This window comes from Pseudaquabacterium pictum, from assembly GCF_005403045.1.
Lineage (GTDB): Bacteria > Pseudomonadota > Gammaproteobacteria > Burkholderiales > Burkholderiaceae_C > Pseudaquabacterium > Pseudaquabacterium pictum.
On record NZ_BJCL01000015.1, the window covers coordinates 82507 to 104003 of the forward strand.

The 21497-nt window shown below is 68.7% G+C and carries 16 protein-coding genes; 14 read left to right on the forward strand and 2 right to left on the reverse strand.

Annotated elements, in window-relative coordinates:
* Positions 1 to 27: 27 nt before the first annotated feature.
* The 14 genes from FFT10_RS22110 to FFT10_RS22175 all read left to right on the forward strand — a co-directional run bounded on the left by FFT10_RS22110 (position 28) and on the right by FFT10_RS22175 (position 18931).
* Positions 28 to 2247 carry a type IV pilus secretin PilQ gene (locus FFT10_RS22110; RefSeq protein WP_174246138.1) on the forward strand — a complete coding sequence of 740 codons (2220 nt, stop codon included), beginning with the start codon at positions 28 to 30 and terminating at the stop codon, positions 2245 to 2247.
* A gap of 48 nt (positions 2248 to 2295) precedes the next feature.
* Positions 2296 to 4758 (forward strand): Ig-like domain-containing protein, encoded by a 2463-nt coding sequence (locus tag FFT10_RS22115; protein ID WP_137735043.1) that lies wholly within the window; start codon positions 2296 to 2298, stop codon positions 4756 to 4758.
* Positions 4759 to 4783: 25 nt separating this feature from the next.
* Positions 4784 to 5356, forward strand: coding sequence for a shikimate kinase (locus FFT10_RS22120; RefSeq protein ID WP_228027244.1), 573 nt, complete (start codon positions 4784 to 4786; stop codon positions 5354 to 5356).
* Positions 5357 to 5399: 43 nt separating this feature from the next.
* A complete protein-coding gene (aroB, locus tag FFT10_RS22125) occupies positions 5400 to 6533 on the forward strand; it encodes a 3-dehydroquinate synthase (protein WP_137735044.1) in 1134 nt (377 codons plus the stop codon).
* Between the two features lie 18 nt (positions 6534 to 6551).
* The gene (locus tag FFT10_RS22130; RefSeq protein WP_137735045.1) at positions 6552 to 7721 is read left to right on the forward strand and encodes a deoxyguanosinetriphosphate triphosphohydrolase; all 1170 of its coding nucleotides are present in this window, start codon (positions 6552 to 6554) and stop codon (positions 7719 to 7721) included.
* 5 nt (positions 7722 to 7726) lie between these two features.
* Entirely contained in the window at positions 7727 to 8404 is a 678-nt protein-coding gene (locus FFT10_RS22135; protein ID WP_137735046.1) for a transposase, read from the forward strand.
* 207 nt (positions 8405 to 8611) lie between these two features.
* Positions 8612 to 13360: a glutamate synthase-related protein gene (locus tag FFT10_RS22140; RefSeq protein ID WP_137735077.1), complete on the forward strand. Its 4749-nt coding sequence runs from the start codon at positions 8612 to 8614 to the stop codon at positions 13358 to 13360.
* A 33-nt stretch (positions 13361 to 13393) separates the two neighbouring features.
* On the forward strand, positions 13394 to 14857 hold the full coding sequence (locus FFT10_RS22145; RefSeq protein ID WP_137735047.1) for a glutamate synthase subunit beta: 1464 nt from the start codon (positions 13394 to 13396) through the stop codon (positions 14855 to 14857).
* A 158-nt stretch (positions 14858 to 15015) separates the two neighbouring features.
* The gene (locus FFT10_RS22150; RefSeq protein WP_137735048.1) at positions 15016 to 15831 is read left to right on the forward strand and encodes an ABC transporter ATP-binding protein; all 816 of its coding nucleotides are present in this window, start codon (positions 15016 to 15018) and stop codon (positions 15829 to 15831) included.
* Positions 15828 to 16607 carry a lipid asymmetry maintenance ABC transporter permease subunit MlaE gene (gene mlaE / locus FFT10_RS22155; protein ID WP_137735049.1) on the forward strand — a complete coding sequence of 260 codons (780 nt, stop codon included), beginning with the start codon at positions 15828 to 15830 and terminating at the stop codon, positions 16605 to 16607. Before FFT10_RS22150 ends, mlaE begins: the two co-directional genes overlap by 4 nt.
* A 112-nt stretch (positions 16608 to 16719) precedes the next feature.
* Positions 16720 to 17202 (forward strand): outer membrane lipid asymmetry maintenance protein MlaD, encoded by a 483-nt coding sequence (mlaD, locus tag FFT10_RS22160; RefSeq protein WP_137735050.1) that lies wholly within the window; start codon positions 16720 to 16722, stop codon positions 17200 to 17202.
* Positions 17199 to 17954: an MlaA family lipoprotein gene (locus FFT10_RS22165; protein ID WP_137735051.1), complete on the forward strand. Its 756-nt coding sequence runs from the start codon at positions 17199 to 17201 to the stop codon at positions 17952 to 17954. The genes mlaD and FFT10_RS22165 overlap by 4 nt, the downstream gene beginning before the upstream one ends.
* Before the next feature lie 78 nt (positions 17955 to 18032).
* Positions 18033 to 18656, forward strand: a complete 624-nt coding sequence (locus tag FFT10_RS22170; RefSeq protein ID WP_162854869.1) for an MlaC/ttg2D family ABC transporter substrate-binding protein — start codon at positions 18033 to 18035, stop codon at positions 18654 to 18656.
* An 8-nt stretch (positions 18657 to 18664) separates the two neighbouring features.
* A complete protein-coding gene (locus FFT10_RS22175) occupies positions 18665 to 18931 on the forward strand; it encodes an STAS domain-containing protein (RefSeq protein WP_137735052.1) in 267 nt (88 codons plus the stop codon).
* Positions 18932 to 18949: 18 nt separating this feature from the next.
* On the opposite strand, the gene FFT10_RS22180 is transcribed toward FFT10_RS22175, so the two are convergent.
* Positions 18950 to 19633, reverse strand: coding sequence for a response regulator (locus FFT10_RS22180; protein WP_137735053.1), 684 nt, complete (start codon positions 19631 to 19633; stop codon positions 18950 to 18952).
* Positions 19634 to 19646: 13 nt separating this feature from the next.
* Positions 19647 to 21485, reverse strand: coding sequence for an ATP-binding response regulator (locus tag FFT10_RS22185; protein ID WP_137735054.1), 1839 nt, complete (start codon positions 21483 to 21485; stop codon positions 19647 to 19649).
* Between the last annotated feature and the right edge of the window lie 12 nt (positions 21486 to 21497).

Sequence of the window (21497 nt, forward strand, 5' to 3'; positions counted from 1 at the left end):
CCGAACGATCCGCAGGAGAGAACCACCATGCCCCAGTGGCGACACCGGATTGCCGCCTTGCTGCTGGCATGCGCAGCACCCTTCATGGCGCCCGCGGCGGCCCTGGCGCAGGCCGGGGCGGGCAACACCATCCAGTCCATCACCAGCACCCAGCAGGCCGGCGCCGAGGTGGTGCGCATCGAACTGGCCGCGCCGCTGGCGGCCGTGCCCAACGGCTTCGTGGTGCAGACGCCGCCGCGGGTGGCGCTCGATCTGCCGGCGGTGGGCAACGGGCTCGGCAAGTCGGTGGTCGACATCAACCAGGGCAATCTGCGCAGCGTCGCCGTCGCCCAATCGGGCGAGCGCACCCGCCTGGTGCTGAACCTGCGCCAGGCCAGCAACTACCGCGCAGAACTGCAGGGCAAGGTGCTGGTGGTGGTGCTGGAGAACAACAACGCGCCCGGCCTGGCCGCCACCACCAACGAACCGGTGCACTTTGCCGCGCCGCAGAACCGCGACCAGCTGCCGCTGCGCGACATCGACTTCCGCCGCGGACCGGACGGTGCAGGCCGCGTCATCGTGGCCTTGGCCAGCACCCAGGTGGGCGTGGACATCCGCCAGCAGGGCCAGAGCCTGGTGGTCGAGTTCCTGCGCTCCAGCCTGCCGGAGACCCTGCGCCGCCGCCTTGACGTGGCCGACTTCGGCACGCCGGTGCAGAGCATCGCCACCTTCCAGAGCGGCGAGCGCGTGCGCATGGTCGTCGAGCCGCGCGGCAGCTGGGAGCACAGTGCCTACCAGAGCGACAACCAGTTCGTGCTGGAGGTGCGGCCGCTGAAGGTCGATCCGAACAAGCTGACCCAGGGCCCCGGCTTCTCCGGCGAGAAGCTGAGCCTGAACTTCCAGAACATCGAGGTGCGGGCGCTGCTGCAGGTGATCGCCGACTTCACCAACTTCAACGTGGTGACCAGCGACACCGTGACCGGCAACGTCACCCTGCGCCTGAAGGACGTGCCCTGGGACCAGGCCCTGGACATCATCATGCAGAGCAAGGGCCTGGGCGTGCGCAAGAACGGCAACGTGCTGTGGATCGCGCCCAAGGACGAGCTGGCGGCCAAGGAGCAGCTGGACCTGGAATCGAAGAAGAAGATCGCCGACCTGGAGCCCACGCGCACCCAGTCGTTCCAGCTCAACTACACCAAGGCCGAGGTGGTGGCGAACGGGCTGACGGGGCAGGCCTCCGGCAGCGGGGGCGGTGGTGGTGGCGGTGGCGGCAGCGCGTCTGGCGGTGGCTCGTCCAGCGGCAGTGGCAACCCGGCCACCCGCATCCTGTCGCCGCGCGGCAGCGTGATCTACGAGACCCGCACCAACCAGCTGTTCGTCACCGACATCCCCAGCAAGCTCGAGGAGATCCAGCTGCTGATCTCGAAGATCGACATCCCGGTGCGCCAGGTGCTGATCGAGGCCCGCATCGTCGAGGCCGACGACAAGTTCGGCCGCACGCTGGGCGTGAAGCTGGGTGCATCGGATCTGCGCGGCATCCAGGGGGGCATCCCGGGCTACAAGATCGGTGGCGGCAACTACGTCACCATCGGCGGCAATGCCGCGGCCATCGGTGCACAGACCCGCCAGACCGGTACCGTCGAGTTCTCGAACACCAACTTCGTCAACCTGCCGGCCAACACCATCAACTCGGTGTTCTCGGGCACCGACACGCTGCCCAGCTTCGCACTGAGCCTGTTCAGCCCCTCGGCCAACCGCTTCCTGAACCTGGAGCTGTCGGCACTGGAGGCCGACGGCAAGGGCAAGATCATCAGCAGCCCGCGTGTGATCACGGCCGACCAGAACAAGGCCATCATCGAGCAGGGCACCGAGCTGCCCTACCAGGTGGCCACCAGCAGCGGCGCCACGTCCATCCAGTTCCGCAAGGCCAACCTGAAGCTGGAAGTCAAGCCGCAGATCACGCCCGAGGGCAGCGTGATCATGACGCTGGACATCAACAAGGACAGCGTCGGCCAGCAGACGCCGCAGGGCTTCGCCATCGACACCAAGCATGTGCAGACCGAGGTGCTGGTGGAGAACGGCGGCACGGTGGTGATCGGCGGCATCTTCACCCAGACCGAGAGCAACGATGTCAACAAGGTGCCGTTGCTGGGCGACATCCCCTATGCCGGGGCACTGTTCCGCAACACCGCCCGGGTGGCGACCAAGACCGAACTGCTGATCTTCATCACACCCAAGATCGTGACCGAGCGCGCTGCGGCGCGCTGACAGCTGCGGCGCTGGCCACCGGGCCACGCCCGACAGGGAGCTTCTGACATGTTTCTCGTGAAATTCAAATCCTGGGTGGCTGGGCTGTGCGTGCTGGCGCTGGTCGCTTGCGGCGGCGGTGGTGATGCTGGTGACAGCAACCTTGGAAATGGCCCCGGTACACCAGTGCTCGGGACGGCCATCACTACTCCCACGGCCGTTGATCTAGTACTGACCTTGAGCGCCAGCACCGTACCCAACGACGGCTCGGCCACCATCACCGCAACAGCTATCGCCCTGGATGCGCGCAACAACGCTTTGGCCGGCGTGCCCATCACGGTGTCTGCTGACACCGGTGTTGTGACTCCCACCGGTACAAAAACCGGCACAGACGGCACGCTGTCGGCCGCGATCGGCATCGGCGCCAACGCGTTACCGCGTCAGATCTCCATTACGGCAACAAGCGGCACCAAGTCCCGGACTGCCACCTTGCAGGTGGTCAGTTCCGCCGGCGGCGCTGGCATCGATCCGTCTGATCTGCTGGTCAGCCTGTCACAGGCAACGATTCCTAACGACGGCTCGCAGACGGTCACAGTCACAGCGATCGCGCTGGACCTGCAGCGGAATGTAATGGCCAACGTTCCGGTAACCTTCGAGGTGAACAACGGCGCAACGGTTGCACCAGCCGGGTCAGTCACTGCAGCCAACGGCACGATGACGGCGATCGTTGGCATCGGAACCGAGCGCAGCAACCGGGTGATTACCGTCAGCGCGCGCACGGACGGTCTGCCCGTGCGCACGGTGCAACTTCCGGTTGTCTCCGCTGTCAGCGCGGCGCGGCCTGTCGCGGCCGGGCTGAGCCTGCTACTAAGCAGCAGCACGTTGGACAACACGGCAGCGGCGTCGGTGACAGCCACAGCGACAGCGGTCGACGCCAACCGTAACACCTTGGCAGGGATTCCCGTCACTTTCACCGTCGGTGGCAACGCAATCCTCACGCCCGGCGGGGCGGTGACCGACAGCAACGGCGTGGTCACGGCGTTGGTACGTGTCGGCGCTGACTTCACCAACCGGACACTCAGCGTCAGCGCCTTCAGTGGCAGTTTGGTTGATTCCAAGTCGGTCACGGTGCGCGGTGCCACTCTCTCGGCATCGTTGTCGCCTGTGGTCACGGCAAGCACCCCGGGTAACGTCATCTCCTACAAGCTCGTTGATGTGAACGGGCAGCCAATGGCCGCCCAGCCAATTTCAGTTGGTGCGCCGGGTCTGCCGGCCCTCAGCGGGCAAACCAACATTAACGGGTCGTTCGACTACACCTTCACTGCTCCATCCTTGGCAGGAGAGGTGGTGGTCACCGCGATCTCGGCCGGGGCCACCCGCGATTCGCGGATTCAGGTGATTGCCGCGGGCAGCGGCGGTGTGCCCGACGCCACGACCGTGCCCGAAAGCGTGTCGCTATCGGCGACCCCAAGCGTGGTTCCAGTCAACACCTCTGGCAGCACGACCAATCAGGCGCAATTGCGGGCGTTGTTCATCGGCCCGAACAACGCGCCGGTGCCAAATATTCGCGTTCGCTTCGATCTGAAGGGCAACACAAACACCACCGACGGTGTGGTGTCCTATGTGGGCGCTTTTGCTTACTCTGATTCATCCGGAGTGGCGCGCGGTACATTCACGCCGGGCTTAATTGGCGGTCCTACTGATGGCGTTACCGTACGCGCTTGCTGGGCGCGAACTGATGCCGAGTTCGCGACAAGCACGTGCCCGAATGAAGTGACCACCAAACTCACGGTCGGGGCAGAAGTTTTGTCGGTTTCTATCGGAACAGACAACACAGTCACTCCCGGTGCCAACGGGCTCACGTACATCAAGCGGTACGCGGTGATGGTCGTTGATGCGGCCGGACAGGCCAAGCCGGGCACCCAAATCACGCCATTGGTGGACCTGCTGCGCTTTTATAAGGGGTTCTACCGTTGGAATGGCGCGCTCTGGGTGCCGGTCAACAGCTTGCTGCCTGCAACTATCACCAGCCCAGGCCCGCCAGTAGTAGTCAGTCAACCGCCATCGTCGGAGAACTATGTTTGGGACGCTGCCGCAAAAGCTTGGACGTTTGGGCCGCCGACCCTCACTCCTTCCTGCCCAAATGAAGACGTTAACCGCAATGCAGTTCGGGAGGCAGGTACATTCAACGCCGGGGTGGTCGCGCCGGTGTTGGCCGTCCGGCAGGAAGACCTGAACTGGAATGGTGATCTAGATCCGCGTAAGGCCTATGTGGCCATCACCATGGTCGGTGGCTCGACAACCAATGCCAGCGGGCTCGCGTATCTGCAGATCGAGTATCCGAAGAACGCAGCGTCCTGGATCGATGCCCTGATCACCGTTACAGCTTCTGGTGTAGGCGGTAGCGAATTCAAAGCCAGCACCGTGTCCGGCCTGCCATTTGCGTCGTCGGACGTCACCGTGGAGGCCACACCGCCGGCGTTTGTTCGCAGCCCGTTCGGCACCTCGTCCACTTGCCAGAGCGCCGACTGACATTGTGGACCGGCAGCCTCCGCCGATGGGCGCCCCCCTGGCCCTGGTCGGCATGCCCGGCAGCGGCAAATCCACCGTGGGCCGCCACCTCGCCCGCCAGCTGGGCCGCCAGTTCGTCGACAGCGACCATGAGATCGAGCACGCCATCGGCGGCTCGATCCGGGTCTACTTCGAGCAGCACGGCGAGGCAGCCTTCCGGGATCTGGAGGCGCAGACCATCGCCCGCCTGTGCCAGCAGACCGGCACCGTGCTGGCCACCGGCGGCGGTGCGGTGCTGCGGTCCGAGAACCGGGCGGCGCTGCAGCAGCACTGCCAGGTGCTCTACCTGCGCTCCACGCCGGAAGAGCTGTTCCGCCGCCTGCGCCACGACACCCAGCGCCCGCTGCTGCAGGTGCGCGATCCGCTCAAGCGCCTGCGCGATCTGTACCGCGAGCGCGATCCGCTGTACCGCGAGACCTGCCACTTCACCATCGAGACCGGTCGGCCGTCCGTGCCCACGCTGGTCAACATGATCCTGATGCAGCTGGAGCTGGCGGGCCTGGTCGACCCGATGCTGGTGCCCGCCACCGTGGGCCGGGTGATGCCGCCGCTGGCCTGAGCCCGCTGCGCCTGCAGGCAGGCGGCGCATACACTGCCCGCCCATGACTGCAGCGGCTTCCAGCGCCCCGCCCCGGGCCGACATCCTCCTCGTGCCGATCGCCCTGGGCGACCGCAGCTACGACATCCACATCGGCAGCGGCCTGCTGGCCGATCCGGCCTCCTGGGCCGGACTGCCGGCGTCGGCCGATGCGCTGATCGTCAGCAACACCACGGTGGCGCCGCTGTATGCCGAGGCACTGGCCGCGCCAATGCGCCAACGCCACCGCCGCGTGCTGCAGCTGGCCCTGCCCGATGGCGAGGAGCACAAGACTGCCGCGGTGCTGGAACAGGTCTACGACACCCTGCTGGGCGCCGGCTGCGACCGCAAGACGGTGCTCTACGCGCTGGGCGGTGGCGTGGTGGGCGACATGACCGGCTTTGCCGCCGCCTGCTACATGCGCGGCGTGCCGTTTGTGCAGGTGCCCACCACGCTGCTGGCGCAGGTGGATTCATCGGTGGGTGGCAAGACGGCGATCAACCATCCGCTGGGCAAGAACATGATCGGCGCGTTCTACCAGCCAGCCCGGGTGCTGTGTGACCTGGACCTGCTGGCCACGCTGCCGGCGCGTGAGTTCTCCGCCGGTCTGGCCGAGGTGATCAAGTACGGGCCGATCGCCGATGTCGAGTTCCTGGCCTGGATCGAAGCCAACCTCGACGCGCTGATGGCGCGTGACCGCGCTGCGCTGGCCCATGCGGTCAAGCGCAGCTGCGAGATCAAGGCCTGGGTGGTGGGGCAGGACGAGCGCGAAGGCGGCCTGCGCGCCATCCTGAACTTCGGCCACACCTTCGGCCATGCCATCGAGACCGGCCTGGGCTACGGCGCCTGGCTGCATGGCGAGGCGGTGGGTTGCGGCATGGTGCTGGCGGCCGAGCTGTCGGCGCGCCTGGGCCTGGTGGATGCCGCGCTGGTGCCGCGCCTGCAGGCGCTGTGCCGCCGCGCCGGCTTGCCGGTGACGGCACCGCCGTTGTCCGCCCTGCCCATCGAGCGCTGGATGGCGCTGATGCGTGTCGACAAGAAGGCCGAGGGCGGCGAGATCCGCTTCGTGGTGATCGACGGCCTGGGCCGCGCGGCGATGCGGCCGGCGCCCGACACGCTGGTCGCCGATGTGATCCGCGCCCACGCGGCGCCGGGCTGAGCGGCGCAGGGGCTGCCGGTGCCGTTGGCGCCCTATGCCAGTGATGCCGCGCACAGCCGCGGCCGCCGCCACCCCGAGCCGCCGGTGCGGCTGCGCGATGCGTTCCAGCGCGACCGCGACCGCATCGTGCACAGCACCGCCTTCCGGCGGCTGGTCTACAAGACCCAGGTCTTCATCAACCACGAGGGCGACCTGTTCCGCACCCGGCTGACGCACTCGCTGGAGGTGGCGCAGCTGGGGCGTTCCATCGCCCGCGGCCTGGGGCTGAACGAGGATCTGGTGGAAGCCATCGCCCTGGCCCATGACCTGGGCCACACGCCCTTCGGCCATGCCGGACAGGACGCGCTGCACGACTGCATGCAGACCCACGGCGGCTTCGAGCACAACCTGCAGAGCCTGCGCGTGGTCGATCGGCTGGAGATCCGCTACCCGGCCTTCGACGGCCTGAACCTCAGCTTCGAGGCACGCGAGGGCATCCTCAAGCACTGCAGCCGGCGCGATGCGCTGGCGCTGGAGGCCGACGAGCCGGGCGGCGTGGCCCGCCGTTTCCTCGATGGCACCCAGCCCAGCCTGGAGGCCCAGCTCTGCAACCTGGCCGACGCCATCGCCTACAACGCGCATGACATCGACGACGGCGTGCGCTCGGGACTGCTGCAGTTCGACGCCCTGGCCGAGCTGCCGCTGGTGCGCCGCCACCGCGATGCCGCGCTGGCCGAGCACCCGGCGTTGGCCGGCCAGCCGGGCCGGCGGCTGCTGTTCGAGACCATCCGCCGCATGCTGTCGGCCCAGGTGCATGACGTGATCGATGCCACCGCCGCGGCGCTGGCCGAGGCCGCGCCGGCCAGCGCCGATGCGGCCCGCCAGGCGCCGCGGCTGCTGCGCCACAGCGAGGCCATGCATGCCGAGGCCACCGCGCTCAAGCGCTTCCTGTTTGCCGCGCTGTACCGCCATCCGCAGGTGATGCGCACCACCGATGTGGCCCGCCAGGTGGTGCGCGAGCTGTTCGCCGCCTACCTGGATGCCCCGCACGAATTGCCGGCCGAGCACGCGGCCCCGCCCGACCGCCACCGCGCGGTGGCCGACTACGTGGCCGGCATGACCGACCGCTTCGCGGTGCGCGAGCACCGCCGCCTGACCGGCCGCGATCTGTTCGGCGCCCTCGACGGCCCGGCCGCCGCCACCTTCTGACCCGCATGGCCCGCCTGCCCCGACTGGCCGTGGCCGGCCAGGCCCATCTGGCGCTGATGCTGGGCCACAGCGCCCAGCCGGTGTTCGTCGATGACGACGACCGCCGGCAGTTCCTGGCGGCGCTGCGCGAATCGGCGCTGCAGCACGGCGTGGCGGTGCATGCCTATGCGCTGCAGCCCACCGAGGTGCTGCTGCTGCTGACGCCGGCCAGCGACACGGCCCTGGGCGCGCTGATGCAGGGCCTGGGCCGGCGCTATGGCGCCGCCTTCAACCGCCGCCACGGCCGGCGCGGCACGCTGTGGGCGGGGCGCTTCCGCACTGCGGTGGTGCAGGCGGGGCCGCACCTGCTGGACGCCATGCGCCATGTCGACCTGCTGGGCCAGTCCGCCGGCGGCGGTGACGCCGCCTGGTCCAGCCTGGGCCACCGCCTGGGTGAGCGCCACGACCCGCTGATCACCGACTGCGCCGCCTGGTGGGCGCTCGGCAACACGCCCTTCGAGCGCGAGGCGGCCTACCGCCGCTGCCTGGCCGACGGTCTGGCGCCCGAGCGGGCCACCGCCCTGGCCGATGCGGCCCACAAGGGCTGGGCGGTGGGCGATGCCGCCTTCCTGGCGGCGTTGGCCCAGCAGGTCGACCGTCCGGTGCAGCCCCGGCCGCGGGGTCGCCCGCCGCGCGCAGCCTGACTGGCCGCCCGCAGGCGCGGGTTTTGCTCCCGCCATCGGGTGCCCGTTGACTTTGATCTGTCCCCATTTATTGGGCAGCGAGTGTGGCGGCTCAGATTTAAACAAGCCTGACCCCATTTATTTCTGCTTGAGTCTGTTGCTGCACTGCAGTAAATTCCCATCCCCCGAATTGCGAAGGAGCGCGCCATGACCGACCACACCTCTGGCATGGACCCCACGCCGGCCTCCGCGGCCGAGATCGCCGATCTGGCGCAGCATGGCCTGTACGACCCGGCCAACGAGAAGGACGCCTGCGGCGTCGGCTTCGTCGCGCACATCAAGGGCCAGCGCGCCCACAGCATCGTCGAGCAGGGCCTGAAGATCCTGGAGAACCTGGACCACCGGGGCGCCGTGGGTGCCGATGCGCTGATGGGCGACGGCGCCGGCATCCTGATCCAGATTCCCGACGAGTACTTCCGCGCCGAGATGGCCACCCAGGGCGTGACGCTGCCGCCGCCGGGGGAATACGGCGTTGGCATGATCTTCCTGCCCAAGGAGCAGGCCAGCCGCCTGGCCTGCGAGCATGAGCTGGCCCGCGCGGTGAAGGCCGAAGGCCAGGTGCTGCTGGGCTGGCGTGATGTGCCGGTCAACCGCGACATGCCGATGAGCCCGGCCGTGCGCGCCAAGGAGCCGGTGATCCGCCAGATCTTCATCGGCCGCGGCACCGACGTGATCGTGCCCGACGCGCTGGAGCGCAAGCTGTATGTGATCCGCAAGACCGCCAGCGCCGCCATCCAGAAGCTGCAGCTGACCCACAGCCGCGAGTACTACGTGCCCAGCATGAGCTGCCGCACCATCATCTACAAGGGCCTGCTGCTGGCCGACCAGGTGGGCACCTACTACCTGGATCTGCAGGATGCGCGTGTGGTCTCGGCCCTGGCGCTGGTGCACCAGCGCTTTTCCACCAACACCTTCCCCGAGTGGCCGCTGGCCCACCCCTACCGGATGGTGGCCCACAACGGCGAGATCAACACCGTCAAGGGCAACTTCAACTGGATGCGCGCCCGCGAAGGCGTGATGAAGAGCCCGGTGCTGGGCGACGACCTGAAGAAGCTGTATCCGATCAGCTTTGAAGGCCAGAGCGACACCGCCACCTTCGACAACGCGCTGGAACTGCTCACCATGAGCGGCTACCCGCTGGCCCATGCGGCCATGATGATGATCCCCGAGGCCTGGGAGCAGCACGAGGGCATGGACGCCCGCCGCCGCGCGTTCTACGAGTACCACGCCGCCATGCTGGAGCCCTGGGACGGCCCGGCCGCGATGGTCTTCACCGACGGCAAGCAGATCGGTGCCACGCTGGACCGCAACGGCCTGCGCCCGGCGCGCTACATCGTGACCGACGACGACCTGGTGGTGATGGCGTCCGAATCGGGCGTGCTGCCGTTTGCCGAGCGCAAGATCGTCAAGAAGTGGCGCCTGCAGCCCGGCAAGATGTTCCTGATCGACCTGGAGCAGGGCCGCATCATCGACGACGAGGAACTGAAGAACCAGTTCGCCTTTGCCAAGCCCTACCGGCAGTGGATCGAGAACGTGCGCATCCGCCTCGACAGCATCGATGTCAAGGCCAGCGCCCCCACCGCCACCGAGAGCCTGCTCGACCGCCAGCAGGCCTTCGGCACCACGCAGGAAGACATCAAGTTCCTGCTGGCGCCGATGGCCACGGCCGGTGAAGAGGCCATCGGCTCGATGGGCAACGACAGCCCGCTGGCCGTGCTGAGTGACAAGAACAAGCCGCTGTTCAACTATTTCAAGCAGCTGTTCGCCCAGGTGACGAACCCGCCGATCGACCCGATCCGCGAGGCCATCGTGATGAGCCTGAACAGCTTCATCGGCCCCAAGCCCAACCTGCTGGACATCAACGCGGTGAACCCGCCGATGCGGCTGGAAGTGGCCCAGCCGGTGCTGGACTTCGACGACATGGCCCGCCTGCGCGCCATCGAGCAGCACACCAGCGGCAAGTTCAAGAGCTACGAGCTGGACATCACCTACCCGCTGGCCTGGGGCCATGAGGGCGTGGAAGCCAAGCTGGCCAGCCTGTGCGCCGAGGCGGTGGATGCCATCCAGGGCGGCCACAACATCCTCATCATCACCGACCGGCGCATGGACCGCGACAACGTCGCCATCCCCGCGCTGCTGGCGCTGAGCGCCGTGCACCACCACCTGGTGCGCGAAGGCAAGCGCACCACCGCCGGCCTGGTGGTGGAGACCGGCTCGGCCCGTGAGGTGCACCACTTCGCGGTGCTGGCCGGCTACGGCGCCGAGGCCGTGCACCCCTACCTGGCGATGGAGACGCTGGCCGCGCTGCATGCCGAGCTGCCGGGCGCCCTGTCGTCCGAGAAGGCGATCTACAACTACATCAAGGCCATCGGCAAGGGCCTGTCGAAGATCATGTCCAAGATGGGCGTGAGCACCTACATGAGCTACTGCGGCGCGCAGCTGTTCGAGGCCATCGGCCTGGAGAAGAGCTTCGTGCAGAAGTACTTCCGCGGCACGGCCACGCAGGTGGGCGGCATCGGCGTGTTCGAGGTGGCCGAGGAAGCCCTGCGCACCCACCGCGCCGCCTTCGGCAACGACCCGGTGCTGGCCACCATGCTGGACGCCGGCGGCGAATACGCCTGGCGCGCCCGCGGCGAAGAGCACATGTGGACGCCGGACGCCATTGCCAAGCTGCAGCACAGCACCCGCGCCAACAAGTGGGACACCTACAAGGAATACGCCCAGCTGATCAACGACCAGAGCAAGCGCCATGTCACGCTGCGCGGCCTGTTCGAGTTCCGGATCGACCCGACCAAGGCCATTCCGCTGGACGAGGTGGAGCCCGCGGCCGAGATCGTCAAGCGCTTCGCCACCGGTGCGATGAGCCTGGGCTCGATCTCGACCGAGGCCCACAGCACGCTGGCGATTGCGATGAACCGCATCGGCGGCAAGAGCAACACCGGTGAAGGTGGTGAAGACCCGGCGCGCTACCGCAACGAGTTGAAGGGCATCAAGATCACCCAGGGCACCAAGGTGTCCGACGTGATCGGTGCCAAAGTCATCGAGGCCGACTACGAGATGCAGGACGGCGACAGCCTGCGCAGCAAGATCAAGCAGGTGGCCTCGGGCCGCTTCGGTGTCACCACCGAGTACCTGGTCTCGGCCGACCAGATCCAGATCAAGATGGCGCAGGGCGCCAAGCCGGGCGAGGGTGGCCAGCTGCCCGGCGGCAAGGTGTCCGACTACATCGGCTTCCTGCGCTACAGCGTGCCGGGCGTGGGCCTGATCTCGCCGCCGCCGCACCATGACATCTACTCGATCGAAGACCTGGCCCAGCTGATCCACGACCTGAAGAACGCCAACCCGCGCGCGTCGATCAGCGTGAAGCTGGTGTCCGAAGTGGGCGTGGGCACCATCGCCGCGGGCGTCACCAAGTGCAAGGCCGACCACCTGGTGATCGCCGGGCATGACGGCGGCACCGGCGCCAGCCCGTGGAGCAGCATCAAGCACTGCGGCACGCCCTGGGAACTGGGCCTGGCCGAGACCCAGCAGACCCTGGTGCTGAACCGCCTGCGCAGCCGCGTGCGGGTGCAGGCCGACGGCCAGATGAAGACCGGCCGCGATGTGGTGGTGGGTGCGCTGCTGGGCGCCGACGAATTCGGCTTCGCCACCGCGCCGCTGGTGGTGGAGGGCTGCATCATGATGCGCAAGTGCCACCTGAACACCTGCCCGGTGGGCGTGGCCACGCAGGATCCGGTGCTGCGCAAGAAGTTCGCCGGCAAGCCCGAGCACGTCGTCAACTACTTCTTCTTCGTCGCCGAAGAGGCGCGCCAGATCATGGCGCAGCTGGGCATCCGCAAGTTCGACGACCTGATCGGCCGCAGCGACCTGCTCGACACCAAGAAGGGCATCGCCCACTGGAAGGCCCGCGGCCTGGACTTCAGCCGCGTGTTCCACCAGCCCGATGCGCCGGCCGATGTGCCGCGTTTCCACACCGAGGTGCAGGACCACGGCCTGGACAAGGCGCTGGACGTGCAGCTGATCGAGAAGTGCCAGCCCGCCATCCTGCGCGGCGAGAAGGTGCAGTTCATGCAGGATGCGCGCAACCGCAACCGCAGCGTGGGCGCCATGCTGTCGGGCGAGCTGATCCGCCACCGGCCCGAAGGCCTGCCCGACCACACCATCTTCATGCAGATGGAAGGCACTGGCGGCCAGAGCTTCGCGGCCTTCCTGGCCAAGGGCATCACCCAGTACCTGATCGGCGACGCGAACGACTACGCCGGCAAGGGCCTGAGTGGCGGCCGGGTGGTGGTGCGGCCCAGCATCGACTTCAGGGGTGATGCCACCAAAAACATCATCATTGGCAACACCGCGCTGTACGGCGCGACGAGCGGTGAAGCGTTCTTCCGTGGCGTGGCCGGCGAGCGCTTCGCGGTGCGCCTGAGCGGCGCCACCGCGGTGGTGGAAGGCACCGGCGACCACGGTTGTGAATACATGACCGGCGGCACGGTGGTGGTGCTGGGCAAGACCGGCCGCAACTTCGCCGCCGGCATGAGCGGCGGCATCGCCTACGTCTACGACGAGGACGGCCAGTTCGCCAAGCGCTGCAACACCGCGATGGTGTCGCTGGACAAGGTGCTGACGGCCGAGGAGCAGGCCGCCAGCGTCGACCGTGCCATTTGGCACCGTGTCGGCGGCGAGGGCCAGGCCGACGAGGAACTGCTGAAGGCGCTGATCGAGCAGCACCACAGCTGGACCGGCAGCCTGCGCGCCCGCGAGATCCTCGACGACTGGGCCACCCTGCGCGGCAAGTTCGTCAAGGTCTTCCCCAACGAGTACAAGCGTGCGCTCGGCGAGATCCACGCCGCCAAGGCCAAGGACGCCACCATCGCCAAGGCCAAGGGCGAGCCCAAGGCCAAGGCCGTGCCGGCCAAGTGATCTGACGACGACGCACCAACAGGACACAGCATCATGGGAAAAGTCACCGGCTTCATGGAGTTCGAGCGTCTGGAAGAGGGCTACGAGCCCGTGCCCCAGCGCGTCAAGAACTACAAGGAATTCGTCATCGGCCTGAACAACGAACAGGCCAAGGTGCAGAGCGCGCGCTGCATGGACTGCGGCACGCCGTTCTGCAACAGCGGCTGCCCGGTCAACAACATCATTCCGGACTTCAACGACCTGGTGTTCCGGGGTGACTGGGCCAACGCCATCACCGTGCTGCACAGCACCAACAACTTCCCCGAGTTCACCGGCCGCATCTGCCCGGCGCCCTGTGAGGCCGCCTGCACGCTCAACGTCAACGACGACGCGGTGGGCATCAAGAGCATCGAGCACGCCATCATCGACCGCGCCTGGGCCGAAGGCTGGGTGACGCCGCAGCCCGCCACGGTGAAGACCGGCAAGACCGTGGCCATCGTCGGCAGCGGCCCGGCCGGCCTGGCCGCCGCGCAGCAGCTGGCGCGTGCCGGCCACAGCGTGACGGTGTTCGAGAAGAACAGCCGCATCGGCGGCCTGCTGCGCTACGGCATCCCCGACTTCAAGATGGAGAAGTCGCACATCGACCGCCGCATCACCCAGATGGAAGCCGAGGGCGTGGTGTTCAAGACCGGCGTGCTGGTGGGGGCCTTCCCGGCCGACAGCAAGGTGACGAACGACGCCAAGACCACCATCACCGCCGACGAACTGAAGGCCCAGTTCGACGCCGTGATCCTGACCGGTGGCAGCGAGCAGAGCCGCGACCTGCCAGTGCCCGGGCGCGACCTGGACGGCGTGCACTACGCGATGGAATTCCTGCCGATGCAGAACAAGGTCGTGGCCGGCGACAAGCTCAAGGGCCAGATCATGGCCACCGGCAAGCACGTGATCGTGATCGGCGGCGGCGACACCGGCAGCGACTGCGTGGGCACCAGCAACCGCCACGGTGCGGCCAGCGTCACCCAGTTCGAGGTCATGCCCCAGCCGCCCGAGCAGGAGAACAAGCCGCTGGTGTGGCCCTACTGGCCGCTGAAGCTGCGCACCAGCAGCAGCCATGAGGAAGGCTGCGTGCGCGAGTTCGCCATCAGCACCAAGCGCTTCAATGGCGCCAAGGGCAAGGTGACCGGCCTGACCACGGTGCATGTGGAGATGAAGGACGGCAAGCTCGTCGAGATCCCCGGCACCGAGAAGGATTACAAGGCCGACCTGGTGCTGCTGGCCATGGGCTTCACCAACCCGGTGGCATCGGTGCTCGATGCCTTTGGCGTCACCAAGGACAACCGCGGCAACGCCAAGGCCCACACCGACGAGGGTGGCTACCGCACCAACGTCGACAAGGTGTTCGCCGCTGGCGACATGCGGCGTGGGCAGAGCCTGGTGGTCTGGGCGATCCGCGAAGGCCGGCAGGCGGCGCGTGAAGTGGATGGCTTCCTGATGGGCAGCAGCACGCTGCCCCGCTGATCCGGCAGCCGACACGCTGGCAACACAGCTTTACCCGCGGGAATCGGGGCCAACCCTGAGGGTCTGGCCCTGCGTGCGACAATTTCCGGAGTATTTCAACCGGCTTGGCCCGGCGGTGGCAGTCCTTGCGCCCACCGCCTGTGCGCCCACCCCACCCCTTGCGCCCTGATCCCCTGATCGAGATCGACCACGTCACGTTTGGCTACGACAGCAGTCGCACCATCCTGAACGACGTCAGCCTGCGCTTCGGCCGCGGGCAGGTCACGGCCGTGCTGGGCGGCTCGGGCTGTGGCAAGACCACGCTGCTGCGGCTGATCGGCGGCGTGCATGCGGCCAACAGCGGCCGCGTGGTCTTCGATGGCGAAGTGATCGACACCCGCGACCGCGCGCAGCTCTACCGCATCCGCCGCCGTCTGGGCATGCTGTTCCAGTTCGGCGCGTTGTTCACCGATCTCTCGGTCTACGACAACGTGGCCTTCCCGCTGCGCGAGATGACCGATCTGCCCGAGCCGCTGATCCATGACATCGTGCTGATGAAGCTCAATGCCGTGGGCCTGCGCGGGGCGGCACAGCTGAAGATCGCCGAGGTGTCGGGCGGCATGGCCCGGCGCATCGCGCTGGCCCGTGCCATCGCGCTGGACCCCGAGCTGATCATGTACGACGAGCCGTTCGCCGGGCTCGACCTGATCAGCATGGGCGTGGCCGCCAAGCTGATCCGCACCTTGAACGACGTGACCGGCGCCACCTCGCTGGTGATCAGCCATGACGTGCCCGAGTGCATGGCCATCAGCGACTGGGTGGTGCTGATGGCCACCGGCGGGCGCATCGTGGCCCAGGGCACACCGGCCGAGCTGATGGCCAGCACCGACCCGGAGGTGCGGCAGTTCGTGCGCGGCGAGCCCGACGGGCCGGTCAAGTTCCATTACCCCGCCCGGCCCATGGCCGACGACTTCGGCCTCGGGGGCGGTGCATGAACATCGTCCAGCTGGTCGGCGCCCGGGTGCTGGCCTCGCTGCAGGGCCTGGGCCATGCGGCGATCTTCTTCGCCGGCCTGGTGGGCGTGCTGCCGCAGGCGCTGCGCCGCTTCGGCCTGGTCATCACCCAGATCTTCGCCATCGGCAACCGCTCGCTGGTGATCATCCTGGCCTCGGGCCTGGCGGTGGGCTTCGTGCTGGCGCTGCAGATGTACTACGCGCTGGTCACCTACGGCGCGGCCGAATCGCTGGGCCTGGTGGTCAACTTGAGCCTGGTGCGCGAGCTCGGCCCGGTGGTCACCGCGCTGCTGTTCGCCGGCCGGGCCGGCACCTCGCTGACCGCCGAGATCGGCCTGATGAAGGCCGGCGAGCAGCTGGCCGCGATGGAGCTGATGGCCATCGATCCGCGCGCCCGGGTGCTCGCGCCGCGCTTCATCGCCGGCGCCATCAGCATGCCGCTGCTGGCCATCCTGTTCTCGGCCATCGGCATCCTCGGCGCCTGGGTGGTGGCCGTGGGCCTGATCGGCATCGACGCCGGCAACTTCTGGTCGATCCAGCAGAACAAGGTGGACATCTGGCGCGACGTGGGCAACGGCGTGGTCAAGAGCGCGGTGTTCGGTGTGGTCTGCACCTTCGTGGCGCTGTACCAGGGCTACGAGACCCAGGCCACGCCCGAGGGCGTGGCCTACGCCACCACCCGCACCGTGGTGATTTCCTCGCTGGCGGTGCTGGGCATGGACTTCATCCTCACCGCGCTGATGTTCTCCACGCCTTGAATCTGGCAAGCTGCACCGCACACAGGGAATGACATGACACCCCCACGCTCACTTTGTTCGCTGCCCCCCGAGGGGGCTGTCAATCCCTTCGGAACGGCCGGGCGGGATTGACATGAACAAGAAAGGCATCGAGATCGGCGTGGGGCTGTTCGTGCTGCTGGGGTTGGCGGCGCTGCTGTTCGTGGCGCTGAAGGCCGCCAACCTCACCAGCTTCGGCCAAGCCGACACCTACACCGTCACCGCCCGCTTCGACAACATCGGCGGCCTGAAGGCCCGCGCGCCGGTGCGCGCCGCCGGTGTGGTGATCGGCCGCATCACCGGCATCCAACTCGACCCCAAGACCTTCCAGGGCGTGGTGACGATGGAGATCGAGCGCGGCTACCAGTTTCCGAAGGACAGCTCGGCCAAGATCCTCACCGCTGGTTTGCTGGGCGACCAGTACGTCGGCATCGAAGCCGGTGGCGAGGTCGACAACCTGGCGCCCGGTGCCACCATCAAGCAGACGCAGTCGGCCGTGGTGCTGGAGAACCTGATCGGGCAGTTCCTGTTCAACAAGGCCGCCGACGCCGGCGCCGCGCCTGGAGGCAAACCATGACCGGCCTCTGGAAATCGCTGCTGCTGCTCTTCGCAGGCGTGGCCCTGCTGGGTGGCTGCGCCACCACGCCGCCGGGCGACACCGCCCGTGGCGACCCCTGGGAACGCTTCAACCGCCAGACCTTCGCCTTCAACGAGGCGGTCGATGCGGTGGCCATCAAGCCGGCGGCGCAGCTCTACCAGGCGCTGGTGCCCGGCGTGGTGCGGCGTGGCGTGGGCAATGTGCTCGGCAACGTCGGCGATGCCTGGACCACGGTCAACCTGTTCCTGCAGGCCAAGCCCGCAGCCGGGCTGAACATGGGCATGCGCACGGCGGTCAACACCGTGCTGGGCGTCGGCGGTGTCTTCGACGTGGCCGAAGAAGCCGGGCTGGAGCGCTTCACCAGCGAGGACCTGGGCCAGACGCTGGGCTACTGGGGCATCGGGAACGGGCCCTACCTGGTGCTGCCGCTGCTGGGGCCGTCGACATTGCGCGACACCACGGCACGGCTGCTGGAGGTCAATGACTCCCCCATCAACCACATCTGGACGGAGCCGCGCGACCACAACCCGGTGCTGGCGTTGCAGCTGCTGGACACCCGCGCCAACTTGCTCACCGCCGGCCGTGTGTTCGACGAGATCGCGCTGGACAAGTACGTGCTGCTGCGCGATGCCTTCCTGTCGCGCCGCCGCAGCCTGATCTACGACGGTGACCCGCCCGAAGAAGGCGGTGCAGGTTCGGCGCCCTACAAGAAGCAGCTGATGCCGAAGTGAGCCAACGGCCGGGCGGGCGCTTGCGTTGAGTCAAGACAGGGCGGCGTGGTGCCGCCGGTGCAACAAAGGATGGAAGTGATGCAACGACGTTTCTGGATGGCCGCCCTGGGTGCTGCCGCGCTGCTGGCCGCCAGCCCGCTGGTGCGGGCCGAGGCGGTGGCCGCGGACGCCTTCGTCAAGCAGGTGTCGGCCGATGTGATCGACGCGGTGAAGGCCGACAAGGCCATCCAGTCGGGCGATGTGTCGCGCATCCGCGCGCTCGTCGATGCCAAGGTGATGCCCCATGTCAACTTCCAGCGCATGACGGCCAGCTCGGTCGGCCCGCAGTGGCGCAGTGCCACGCCCGACCAGCAGAAGCGAATGCTCACCGAGTTCCAGACGCTGATGGTCAACACCTACTCGGGCGCACTGACCCAGGTGAAGGACCAGACGGTGGTGGTGCGGCCGCTGCGTGCGGCGCCTGACCAGACCGAGCTGGTGGTGCGCAGCGAGGTGCGAGGCAAGGGCGACCCGATCCAGCTGGACTACCGGCTGGAGAAGGCCGGCGACGGCTGGAAGATCTACGACGTCAACGTCGGCGGTTTCTGGCTGGTCGATGCCTACAAGGGCCAGTTCGCCAAGGACCTGAGCAGTGGCGGCATCGACGCGCTGATCACCCGCCTGGCCGAGAAGAACAAGAGCCTGGCCACGGCCAAGAACTGACCGCGCGCATGACCGCCCTCTTGCTGCCGGCGCGCATCACGATGAACGACGCGCGGGCCACGCTGGCGGCGCTGCAGCCGCAGCTGCAGGCCGCCACCGCGCCGGTGCTTGATGCCTCGGCCCTGGCCGAGCTGGACACCGCCGCCATCGCGCTGCTGCTGGAATGCCAGCGCCAGGCGCGTGCCGCCGGCAAGCCGCTGCAGCTGGTGGGCGCACCGCCCAAGCTGGCGCAGCTGGCCACGCTGTACGGCGTGGGCGGCCTGCTCGGCCTCTGACCGGCGCGCCGACGGGCGTCAATCGATCAGGCCGCGGGCCTGCGCCACCATCGCCGCCTGGGTGCGGTTGCTGACCCCCAGCGCGCGGAACACCGCGCCGATGTGCACCTTCACCGTCCGCTCGGCCAGCCCCAGCTCGCGGCTGATGTGCTTGTTCGACAGGCCGCTGCAGACCAGGCGCAGCACGTCCAGCTGGCGCGGCGTCAGCCGGCCGCTGCCGTCGGCCGCGGTGGCGCGGGCGTCCTGCTCGGCGGCCAGGGTCTCCGCATCGGCGTCGGCCTCGGCCGCCGGCGGCGGCATGGCCAGCACCATCGGCGGCACATAGGTCTGGCCGGCCAGCACCAGGCGCAGCGCCGCGCTCAGCGTGGCATGGCCGGCCGACTTCGGCGCATAGCCGCTGGCGCCGGCGCCGATCAGCTGGCGCACCCGGCCCAGGTCTTCGCTGGCCGTCAGCACCAGGATGGGCAGCTGCGGCCAGCGCTGGCGGAACTCGGCCACCAGCAGGCTGCCGTCGCCGTCGGGCAGCTGCAGGTCGATCACCACCGCATCCACCCGCCCGCTGCCGGCCAGCCGACGGCCCTCGGCCAGGCTGCCGGCCTGCACCAGCTCGGCCGCGGGCTCCACGTCGCGCACCAGGCTGGCCATGGCCTCGCGCATCAGCGGGTGGTCGTCGATCAGCAGGAAGCGGCGCGGGCTGGTCATGGTGGGATGGGGGTCAGAGCGGTGTGGCCAGTGGTTGCGCGCCGGTGGTGGCGGCGGGCCGGCGGGTCAGGGCGCGGGCCATCGCGGCCTGCAGGTCCTGGTCGCGCACCGGCTTGTGCAGCAGCAGCAGGCCGCTGGCCTGGGCTTCGGCCAGCCGCTCGGGCGCGGTGTCGCCGGTGACCAGGATGGCGGGGATGTCGTCGTTGTACTCGTCGCGCAGCCGGGCCACGGCATCCAGGCCGCTGGCGCCGTCGCGCAGGCGGAAGTCGCTGATCAGCAGGTCGGGCACGCCCTGCTCGGCCAGCAGCACCGGCGCCAGGGCATCCACGTCGGCGGCGGCATGCACCCGCCAGCCCCAGCCGGTCAGCAGGGCCTGCATCGCGGCCAGGATCTCCGGGTCGTCGTCGATCACCACCACCCGGCCGCCCGGCGGCAGCGGCAGCACCGCCGGTGCCTGGGCAACCGCCCGCGGCAGCGGCGCCAGGGGCGCATGCAGCGGCAACGGCCCCAGCGTGAAGCTGGTGCCCCGGCCCGGCGCCGAGCGCAGGCCGATGCCCACGCCCAGCAGGCCGCAGGTGCGCCGCACGATGGCCAGGCCCAGGCCCAGGCCCTTGCTGCGGTCGCGCTCGGGGTTGTGCAGCTGCACGAATTCCTGGAACACCCGGCCGTGGCTGTCGGCCGGGATGCCGATGCCGCTGTCGCGCACCTGCACCCGCGGGCCGCCATCGCCATGGCGCAGCGCGATCAGCACGGTGCCGCGGTCGGTGTAGCGCAGGGCGTTGCCCACCAGGTTGCCCAGCACCCGCTCCAGCAGCACCGGATCGGTGTGGACCCAGGGACCGCCGCCGTGGCGTGGCAGGCGCAGCGTCAGGCGCAGGCCGGCGGCACTGGCGGCGGCCTGCTCCTGGTCGGCCACCCGCTGCAGCAGGTCGGCCAGGGCAAACGGCCGCGGCTCGGGCCGCACCATGCCGGCATCCAGGCGCGAGACATCGAGCAGGGCATTGAACAGCCCGCCCATGGTGTCCACCGCCGTGGCGGCATGGCCGGCCAGGCGGGCGGCCTCGGGTGTCAACGGCTGGCGGCGCAGCGCGCTGAGGAACAGCGACAGCGCATGCACCGGCTGGCGCAGGTCATGGCTGGCGGCGGCCAGGAAGCGGCTCTTGTCCAGGCTGGCGGCCTCGGCCCGTTCCTTCTGCACCTGCAGGTCGGCGGCCAGCGCGGCCACCTGGTAGCGGCTGCGCAGCGAATCGACCAGGGTGCGGTTCAGGCTGGCGGCGAAGCGGGTGCTGGTGATGCCGTAGACCAGCACCGTGGCGGCCATCGCCAGGTGCTGTGGCGAGCCCGCCCACAGGCTGGTGGCCACCACGCCCACCACCGCCGGCCACAGGAAGGCGTAAAACGCCGGCAGCAGCGCCGACAGCGCATGCATCGCCGAGCTGGCCATGCCGCCGATCAGGAAGGTCAGCAGGCTCTGCAGGTCCAGCCGGTCGGCCGGCCACAGCAGTGGCAGCGAGAGGCCCCACAGCAGGCCGCTGGCCAGCGAGGCGATCACCGCCGCGCGGGCCCGCTGGCGGGCGTTGTGCGGCCGCGCCGGGCGCTGGCGGGTGCGCCACCAGGCCCAGGCATTGAAGCCGCTGTGCAGGCCCTGCAGCGCCACCCAGCCCAGCAGCAGCGCCGGGTGGGCCTTGCCCCACAGCGCCAGCAGGAAGATCAGCGGCACCAGGGTGTTGCCCAGCAGGATGGAGGGCAGCGTGCGCTGCAGCGCCGTCACCTGGTCGGCCAGGATGCGCAGGCGCAGCGCCTCGGGCTCGGCGGCTGCGGCGTGGCTGGCGGTGTCCTCGGCGGCAGACATGGCCGGATTGTG